This is a genomic window from Tabrizicola sp. (assembly GCF_030694085.1).
Taxonomy (GTDB): Bacteria; Pseudomonadota; Alphaproteobacteria; order Rhodobacterales; family Rhodobacteraceae; genus Tabrizicola.
Window position 1 is genome coordinate 1 of sequence record NZ_JAUXZE010000021.1, and the last position, 7,853, is coordinate 7,853.

The 7,853-nt window shown below is 64.6% G+C and carries 10 protein-coding genes; 4 read left to right on the plus strand and 6 right to left on the minus strand.

Annotated features, from left to right (window positions below; all coding sequences use genetic code 11):
* The first annotated feature begins 262 nt into the window (after positions 1-262).
* Positions 263-1,189 (plus strand): hypothetical protein, encoded by a 927-nt coding sequence (locus Q8M85_RS03155; protein WP_305540149.1) that lies wholly within the window; start codon positions 263-265, stop codon positions 1,187-1,189.
* 477 nt (positions 1,190-1,666) lie between these two features.
* On the opposite strand, the gene Q8M85_RS03160 is transcribed toward Q8M85_RS03155, so the two are convergent.
* Complete coding sequence (locus Q8M85_RS03160; RefSeq protein ID WP_305540152.1) at positions 1,667-2,254, minus strand: helix-turn-helix domain-containing protein; 588 nt, start codon at positions 2,252-2,254, stop codon at positions 1,667-1,669.
* 735 nt (positions 2,255-2,989) lie between these two features.
* Between Q8M85_RS03160 and Q8M85_RS03165 the strand changes: the two genes are divergently transcribed.
* The gene (locus Q8M85_RS03165) at positions 2,990-3,499 is read left to right on the plus strand and encodes a hypothetical protein (protein WP_305540155.1); all 510 of its coding nucleotides are present in this window, start codon (positions 2,990-2,992) and stop codon (positions 3,497-3,499) included.
* A gap of 36 nt (positions 3,500-3,535) precedes the next feature.
* Here Q8M85_RS03165 and Q8M85_RS03170 read toward each other — a convergent pair whose 3' ends face one another.
* The 5 genes from Q8M85_RS03170 to Q8M85_RS03190 form a co-directional block, all read right to left on the minus strand.
* Entirely contained in the window at positions 3,536-3,805 is a 270-nt protein-coding gene (locus Q8M85_RS03170; RefSeq protein ID WP_305540158.1) for a hypothetical protein, read from the minus strand.
* Positions 3,802-4,455 (minus strand): ParA family protein, encoded by a 654-nt coding sequence (locus tag Q8M85_RS03175; protein WP_305540162.1) that lies wholly within the window; start codon positions 4,453-4,455, stop codon positions 3,802-3,804. The genes Q8M85_RS03170 and Q8M85_RS03175 overlap by 4 nt, the downstream gene beginning before the upstream one ends.
* Positions 4,456-4,547: 92 nt before the next feature.
* On the minus strand, positions 4,548-4,994 hold the full coding sequence (locus tag Q8M85_RS03180) for a type II toxin-antitoxin system MqsA family antitoxin (protein ID WP_305540165.1): 447 nt from the start codon (positions 4,992-4,994) through the stop codon (positions 4,548-4,550).
* Positions 4,987-5,304 (minus strand): type II toxin-antitoxin system MqsR family toxin, encoded by a 318-nt coding sequence (locus tag Q8M85_RS03185; RefSeq protein ID WP_305540168.1) that lies wholly within the window; start codon positions 5,302-5,304, stop codon positions 4,987-4,989. The genes Q8M85_RS03180 and Q8M85_RS03185 overlap by 8 nt, the downstream gene beginning before the upstream one ends.
* Positions 5,305-5,365: 61 nt before the next feature.
* The gene (locus tag Q8M85_RS03190) at positions 5,366-6,022 is read right to left on the minus strand and encodes a recombinase family protein (protein WP_305540171.1); all 657 of its coding nucleotides are present in this window, start codon (positions 6,020-6,022) and stop codon (positions 5,366-5,368) included.
* 271 nt (positions 6,023-6,293) lie between these two features.
* On the opposite strand from Q8M85_RS03190, the gene Q8M85_RS03195 reads away from it, so the two are divergent.
* Positions 6,294-6,992 carry a hypothetical protein gene (locus tag Q8M85_RS03195; protein ID WP_305540174.1) on the plus strand — a complete coding sequence of 233 codons (699 nt, stop codon included), beginning with the start codon at positions 6,294-6,296 and terminating at the stop codon, positions 6,990-6,992.
* A gap of 269 nt (positions 6,993-7,261) precedes the next feature.
* Positions 7,262-7,681 carry a hypothetical protein gene (locus Q8M85_RS03200; RefSeq protein WP_305540177.1) on the plus strand — a complete coding sequence of 140 codons (420 nt, stop codon included), beginning with the start codon at positions 7,262-7,264 and terminating at the stop codon, positions 7,679-7,681.
* Positions 7,682-7,853: the final 172 nt, after the last annotated feature.

The following is a 7,853-nucleotide window of genomic DNA, read 5'->3' on the forward strand; positions in this document are numbered from 1 at the left end:
GATCCGCGAACTCCCATACAGGCCAGCGCCGTCAAGGGTGCGTCAACAGGCCGGACAGATGGCAGCATCCGACCAAGCGACCAGAAGCTCTCAAATCCGCTCTTGCGCTGAAGGGGGCGTCCACAGATGGGGAGCGGACGTTGAGGGCATTTGTCGATCGCGTCGGTCTCGCTGAAATAGCCGTGTCATGCTCGGGCAGGTAGATTGGCGTATGGCCACAACAACTGCCCCTGAGGCGCTCGACGCGGATAGCGCAAGGTTCATGGACGCGCTTGAGCGCGGGGACCTGCCGGGTCTGCGCCAGGTGCCGAAGGCCGACCTGCACGTCCACGCGATTATGGGCGGCTGTCGCACTTTTATCCGCGATCGCACCGGACATGACGTCGTCCCTCTCGAAGGCGTGCTCGCCTCCATGGACGGGATGCACGCCTGGAACGAGAGATATCTGCGCCCCGTCTTCAAGCCGCCGGCAGGCGTGCAGGATCTGCCCTATGAGGCGACCTTCGCCCAGTGCCGTCGCGACGGCGTCGTCCGCATCGACATGGGGGTCGACGTCCAGACCATGACGCTACGCTCGGAAAAGCCGGCTGCGGCCGTCTGGCGCTGGTTGAAAGACATCCACCTGCGTGAAGCCCCCATGGTGGATTGGCTTCCTCAGCTCGGTGCGGATCGCAAAGCGCGGATCGAGAACATCCTGCGATGGCTCGATCCCTTCCTAGAACTCGGCGTATTCAGGACATTCGACGTCTACGGGGACGAGCTCGCCCGGCCTATCGACGACTTCCTGCCGGTATATCGGCGCCTAAAGTCGGCGGGACTGATCCTCAAGTGCCACGTCGGCGAGTGGGGGACCGCCGACGACGTTTTCCGAGCTGTCGAGCTGCTGGAACTCGACGAGGTGCAGCACGGGATCGCTGCTTCTGAAAGTCCGCGGGTGATGCGCTTCCTGGCCGACGCCGGCGTGCGCCTGAATATCTGCCCGACGTCGAACCTGAAGCTCGGACGCGTGAAGCGCATCGAGGATCACCCCATTCGCCGCCTGTATGATGCCGGCGTTCGCGTGACGGTCAACAGCGACGACCCGCTGATGTTTGGCTCGGACCTTTCGGAAGAGTTCCTGCTGCTCTACCGGGCGGGGGTGATGTCCGCCACGGAGCTGGACAGCATCAGGCGCGAGGGCATGACGTAGGCCGGCGCTACGCTTGCGGAATGTCCACCACGGGTCGATTTTCACCGTTGGCGCCGGTCCGGGAAGCGGACGTTCAACCCAGCCCGCATAGCCCCCCAAAAGGCACATTCGGCACAAGGGCGCAGTTACGGGTCGCATGGGCTACCCCCACCCGACCCTTGCGGTCAGGCCCCGCCCGACACCCTGGTGGCCTCGCGTCCAGGCGGCCCTAAAGACGGCGCCGGCGACTTGGGGACAATGGCGCATATCCTCATCGCGTGGGCTGCGCCCACCCGACGGCCTGCCCTTAGCGATTCCAGGCGCACAGCTTCCCCCGCGCCGTTTCAACCGCCGCCTGGTCTCGGGTTTGGGCGCCGGCGAAAGCCGCCACTCCACCCCGAAGAGCCTCTTTGTTCGGCGCGTTCTATGCGCCGAACACCGCCTAAGAATGACTTGCGGCCGGTAGGCCGCTCCGTATCCTTCTTACTAACAACTAGATCAGGATTCAGACCGCTCGGCGGACTCACACTCCTTCCGCATCAACCCCCGGCCAAGACGGCTCAGCGCCGCCGCGAGGGGGCCGGTAAGACCGGCCGCGGCCGGCTGCTCATCCAGCGGCAGGCCGTCCACCATGGCGACCACGCCGACCATCCGGGCGGCGCGGGCGTGCTCGATGTCCTCGGGCGCCGGCGGCGGGCTGGCCAGGTGGCCTAGCAGCTTCTCGGCCGCCGGCGGCATTGTCAGGCGATAGGCGTTCGTGGCCTGTTTGACCGGGGGGCCGCCCTGCGTGTCGCCCGTCGCCTCCCAGCGGCGCAGCCAGTCCAGAAAGCCGTGGGTCCGCAGGTTGGCCAGCGCCCGCACAACCGCGTCCTTCGATCGCTTCACCCGGCGCATGATCGTCGTCAGCGCCGGCTCGAGGCGGCCGGTGCGGTAGTCGATCAGCCGCACCAGCTCGCGCAGCACCTCGAGCGCCACGGCGCCCAAGGGACCGTTTCGCTCGCCCTTCTGTCGGCCGGCGCGCTCGAACCGCTCGGCCGCCAGCAGATAGCGGCCAATATCCTTCGGATTGAACGGGCGCCAGAACATGCCCTCACAGCGCCCTCGTGGGCGGCTGTGGCGGCGGATCGGTTCTCGCGGAGGTTCCGCGTAGGCGTAGGCGAATAGAGGCTCCATGGCCGTCCCTGTGGCTGGGTCGGCCCTTCTGGCGGCGGCTGTCGATGGGCCAAGCGCCCCCGCTCTCAAAAACAGCGTTTTTGAGTTGACGGTCTCCGGAAATCGGGGGAGGTTCGGACTTGCAGGAACGGCCTCACCCAGGCCCCAAAGATTAGACAAGCCCGGCCGCCAAGCCGGGCTTTCGTCGTTTTTGGCCCCTGCCCTTCGCCAAAAGAGCCGAATCCATAGCGCGACGAACCGGCGTAACTCTCCACGCCGCAAGGGGCGAAGGCTGCGGTGATTTGGCGAGTCGGGGAAGGCAGGATTTCCCGGCGGCGTTCACGCCCTGGGCGGCGGCTCTGACAGCCAAGACCAGGCCGCCGCGCCGGTCAAAACCTGTCAGCTTTCGATGGCTGTCGGATCGCTAAGGGCTTGCCCTTGGCCGTAGGGTCGATGGGTGTAGCCCACGCGACCCGTATATGCGCCATTGTCCTGAATCTGCCTTTCAGCCCAGCTTCGACGGCCCCGCCCGTTAGGCCGAACGCCCGCTTCCCGGACCGCCGCCAACGGTGAAAATCGACCCATGTCAGACCTCTGGAGGGTCTGCTATTGGCCTGGAAGCAGAACGCGCGGCTAGCGCTCTCCGGATGTTAATGATCGGGACACGTGATGCTCGCGCCAGCAGACCTCTCTCGTACCGTGATCCTGGGCAACGGTGGCTCTGGGAAGAGTTGGCTTGCTGAACGCCTTGCGGAACAGCTTAGCTCGCGCGCCATAGATCTTGATCTAGTCCATTGGCTGCCAGGCGGCTTCAATGATCGGCGCGACCCCGATGAGGCTCGTGCTGCTGTTCGTCAGCTTGCGATGGAAGATCGATGGATCATCGAAGGCGTCTACGGGTGGCTAGCGCGGGAAGCGCTTCCTAGAGCTAGCGCACTAATATTGTTGGATATCCCTGATGATGAGTGTGTCGCAAACGTGCAATCTCGCGGACTGAGGCGAGGCGGTGACGAGGCGGCGCACAATGCGCTCGTCGAGTGGCTTCGCGAGTATCGAACACGAACCAACTCCAATGGCTTTCAGGCGCACATGGACCTGCATAGCGGCTTCGCTGGCGGGAAAGTGATCCTTCGATCTCGCGCGGATTTGGCAGCGCAGGTCACGGCGGCGGCGGCCTAAGAGGGCTTCGCGGCGCGATCGTTACGCCCGGCGCCCCTACTTGGCGGAGTGCTGCGTATAGCCCTTCTTGACAAGGAACTCCCTCAACAGGCGCTCGGTGATCTGCGTGAGCGGAATCCCGTCCTCTAGCGCCAGGCGCCGCAAATCCTTGTGCATGGTCTCGGGAATGTGGATCAGCACCGGCTTCTTGCCCGGATGGCTGTCCTTCTTCGCTCCTGCCGGCGACACGGCCAACGCCGACGCCGGTTCGGCCTGGGGCTCCGGCGCTTCGAACATCGCCCGAAGATTTGGCTTTGGCTTGCTCACGTTGCCCCTCGCTTAGCTCGCTTAGTCGCAAAATCGCTTAGTCGCTTAACTTCATCAAACGCAGCCCGCAGCTCGGCGGCGGCCTTGCCCTTCGGATCGTATTCGGTGGCCGCCTGCCCAAGCCCGACCGCGTTGCTGAAATCCTTCCGGTCATGAAGGCGGGTCGCCAGCACCACGACGCCCATATCGACGAAAGAGGCGGCCGTGTCGTCGGCCTCGCTGCCGGTGTGCTTCACCTGAGAGAGCACGACGGCGAAGGGCGTCCCCTCCTGTTTGATCTGCTTGACCGTCTGCAGGACCGAGGCGATGTCGAAGGCGCGAGGAACGACGGGGATCAACACGAAGTCGGCCGCGCGGGCGGCCTCTGTGGCGATGTCGCGGGAATTGGCGGGCGTGTCGATGATGACCAGGTCCGCCTGGCCCTTTTCGGCCTTGGCCAGGTTCAGCGGCAGCACGGCGATTCCGGTGTTGACCACGGTCACGTCATCCGTGGCGCGAGCGTTTTCCCAATAGCTGGCCGTGCCCTGCCGATCGTCTGTGTCGAGGATCACCACGGCCGCGCCGTCGCGGGCCGCCTCAACGGCAAAGCCCGTGGCCAGGGTCGTTTTCCCCTGCCCGCCTTTTTGACTGATGATCGCCCAGGTGTGCATGACTAAGCCTGTAAGCGATTAATGGTTTCAGCGAGCTTAACGGCTTAGTCGCTAATTTCCGCAATCGGATAATCGCTTAGCGTATTAATCGCTTAGTGTGCGGCCTGTAGATCCTGATGACCTTCGGCCGGATGATACCGGGCCTCAAGCACCCGCAAGGCCTTGGGATCATTGTCCAAAAGCGCGAGCGCGCTGCTAATCGCCCGGCTCGGCAACAGGTCGCCGGCCTCGTATTTCTGAAAGGCGCGCGGCCCGCCGCCGATCAGCTCGCCAGCAGCGGCCTGGCTCAAGCCCAGCTTCTTGCGGATCCGACGAATGCCTTCGGGCTCGATCAACCCCTCGCTGCGGGCCTTGAGCAGGTTCAGCAGCCGGTCAGAGACCTTCATATCCTCGCCGGTGTGGGTGCTCTGATCCGAGGCGTCGCAATACCAGCCCGGCATGTCGAAGGTGATCGACTGGCCTTTGTAATTGAGGGTCATCGGCCGCGCGTCGCGGCGCATGGGCGCCCCGGTTTCGGGACAGACTGGATTGTCAGCCATTGTCTTTCTCCTTGAACGACAGCAACAAAAACTCGGTGACCAGGTCGGCCGTGAACTTCACGTACAGCACGCCGGCAGGGGAGGGGACGTGGTACACATCCTGCCAAACTCGGTGATCGGCATAGGCGGTCATCGACTTGTAGAAGTGGCTGCGCTGCATCGTCTGGATCGTCGCAACGATCTCATCCCGGCCGAAACCAAGCCCGGCGGCGTTGCGTAAGGCGACACCAGTGACGTTCAGGCGATCAACGCTCGCAAATGCGGCCTTGAATCCCTCAAGATCGTAGGTGGGCTTCCGCTTTTCCGTCATGCCGCCAAATGACACCACTATGGTGTAAAGTCAAGACGCACCATTATGGTGTAACCCAGCCTCAGGCCGCGACCCGCGCCAAGGCCCGCTGCACGTTCCCCGGATGCCAGGACGCGCCGCCAGGAGAGGGGACGCCATCGGCGTTCAGAGCCTCGGCGATGCGCCGCAGCGTCAGCCCCTCGGCCTTGAAAGCCCGGAGGCGATCGGCGATCAGCGCCAGCCGGTCCACGGCCTCGGCCTTGTTCTGGTCAGCCAGGACGCGCCCATTCGCCCCCAGCACCCGCCCGCGCGCCTTGGCGGCGGCAAGCGCGGCCTTGGTCCGCTGCGAGATCATGTCCCGCTCGTGCTCGGCGACGGCGGCGAGAATGTGCAGGGTCAGGCGGGTCGCATGGGGATTGTCCACGGCGATGAAATCGACCTTGGCCTCCATCAGCTCGGAAATGAACGCCACGTTCCGCGCCAGCCGGTCCAGCTTGGCGATGATCAGCGTGGCCTTGTGCTTGCGGGCGAAGGCGAGGGCGGCCTGCAGCTCGGGCCGGCGGTCCAGGGCGTTCGCGCCCTTTCCGGTCTCAACCTCGGTGAACTCGGCCAGCGGCGGCCATCCGCCATTGCTTAGATACCGCATGACGGCCTCGCGTTGGGCGTCCAGGCCCAAGCCCGAATGGCCCTGTTGCGCCGTGCTCACCCGGTAGTAGGCGACAAACTTTCCGTCGGCCATTTTTGACGCCCCGTCACACGCATACGAACGTTTACCTGTGACAAAGCCAGCTGACCAGAAGTTTTTCGGACGGTCGCGGAACGTCTCTAGAACGGAAATCGCCGCGTGACTTCAACGGCTTAGGTAGCGAAACGCCGGTATCCCCTTGGGACGGCACACTTTATCTAGTATGTTCGGTCTCTCCGATGCACTCGATCTAGGGGACGGCGCACGCGCAGCCGCCCAACGGGCAGGCGGCGGCGGGGGTGTCGTTAGCGCAGGAGGTTCAGCTGTGGCGATGGTGGAGGAAGCCCAGGCGGTCGGGTCCATTATTGAGCGTGCGGTCGTGGCGCTCGAAAACCGGATGCGCGTGCGCCGACCCCCTGAGAAGCGCGCCAGGATCAAACACGGCCAGATCACCATGGCGCAGGCGGAAAACGCCAAGGAGGCGTGGTTGTTCTCCATCCGCAATGACGCGCCCCTCAACACCTTCGCCACGGTCCATTGGGGCCACGCCCCGGCCAAAGCGGCAGACCTCCACCCGGTAGATCGCAACGGCCTTCTCCGCGACGGCCTGAAAGCCTGGATCTACCGCAACGCCCCCGGCGTCCCGTTCGCCTGGATCGAAGTCCGCGAAAAGACCCGCACCCTTGGTGAGCACGTCCACCTGGTGGCCCATGTCCCCGATCATCTTCGCGAGCGGTTCGCCAAGGCCGTTGACCGCCTGGTCGCGCGCCAGTCCGCCAGCGTCAGCCCCACGGCGGTTGATGTTCGCCCGGTCGGCCCGAAGTGGTGGGAGCGCCACGCCTACCTGATGAAGGCCGGGACCGATGATGTCCGCCAGCGATACAACGTTCCAGACAGGTGGAGCCGGAGCCAAGGCACGATTGAGGGCGCCAGGGTGCGCATCGCCCACTCCATAGGCCCCATGGCCCGTAAAGCCGCAGAGAGCGGCGCTGGCGGGGTTTCGGCGGCTTCCCATGTCGCGTGAGCCCAGGGCGCGCAGAGCCCACCCGCGGCCCCTGCAGGCTCCGGCGGTCGGTGTTGATTAAATAGGCCCTTAGCCAAAGGATTTCGGAAAATATGGGCGGATACAGCTCAGGCCGATACCGGGAGCGGAACCGGGGAACGGTGGAGGGCGCGCTGCGCCTGGATCTTCGCGTCATGCGCCGCCAGGGCTTCCTAGTGCCTGGCGCAGTTACGTCTGGGGTTCAGCGGTGGCATTTGGCGGCAACGGGCCAGGAGAGCGGCAGCGTCAGCGTGACGGTCAATCTGTCGGACCCGGTGAGCGGTTTCTTGACCGTCCGGTTCAATCTGAATGGCGATCCACGCGTGCAGGAGATCCAGCTCGAGAGCCGCCCCATGCGCTACGGCGGCCGGCGGTACTATTTCCTCTGCCCCAAGCACGGGCGCCGGTGTGAAGTCCTGCCCATGGTCGGCGGCGTGTTCGCGTCCCGCCAGGCCGGCCGCCTGACCTATCAATCGCAGTCGGCCGACCAGATCGACCGGATGCGGGATCGCGCGCACAGGCTCGAAAAGCGCCTATGGCCCGACAAGGGAAAGCCCAGGCCGCGAGGGCGGAATCGGGAGCGCCTGGTGGAGGCATGGGCCCAGGCGGACAGCGCCTTTGAAAACATGTTCGCCGCGACGATCATGCGCCGCTGGGGCCACCTGTTTTAGATGCCGAGACCAGACGTTCCCAAGGCCTCAGAAGGGTGATGGGGTGGACGCCCCCCGACGGCATCTACGTGCCAGAGTGAGGGTGTTGATCTTCACTCAAGGGAGGCGTCCATGGGAGACGTTACCATCATTGGTCTGGATATCGCCAAGTCTGTGTTCCAGGCGCACGGGG

Excerpts from the sequence above, each read along its gene's own strand:
- Q8M85_RS03155 (WP_305540149.1), top strand. The coding sequence starts at position 263 with ATGGACGCGCTTGAGCGCGGGGACCTGCCGGGTCTGCGCCAGGTGCCG.
- Q8M85_RS03160 (WP_305540152.1), bottom strand. The coding sequence starts at position 2,254 with ATGTTCTGGCGCCCGTTCAATCCGAAGGATATTGGCCGCTATCTGCTG.
- Q8M85_RS03165 (WP_305540155.1), top strand. The coding sequence starts at position 2,990 with ATGCTCGCGCCAGCAGACCTCTCTCGTACCGTGATCCTGGGCAACGGT.
- Q8M85_RS03175 (WP_305540162.1), bottom strand. The coding sequence starts at position 4,455 with ATGCACACCTGGGCGATCATCAGTCAAAAAGGCGGGCAGGGGAAAACG.
- Q8M85_RS03180 (WP_305540165.1), bottom strand. The coding sequence starts at position 4,994 with ATGGCTGACAATCCAGTCTGTCCCGAAACCGGGGCGCCCATGCGCCGC.
- Q8M85_RS03185 (WP_305540168.1), bottom strand. The coding sequence starts at position 5,304 with ATGACGGAAAAGCGGAAGCCCACCTACGATCTTGAGGGATTCAAGGCC.
- Q8M85_RS03190 (WP_305540171.1), bottom strand. The coding sequence starts at position 6,022 with ATGGCCGACGGAAAGTTTGTCGCCTACTACCGGGTGAGCACGGCGCAA.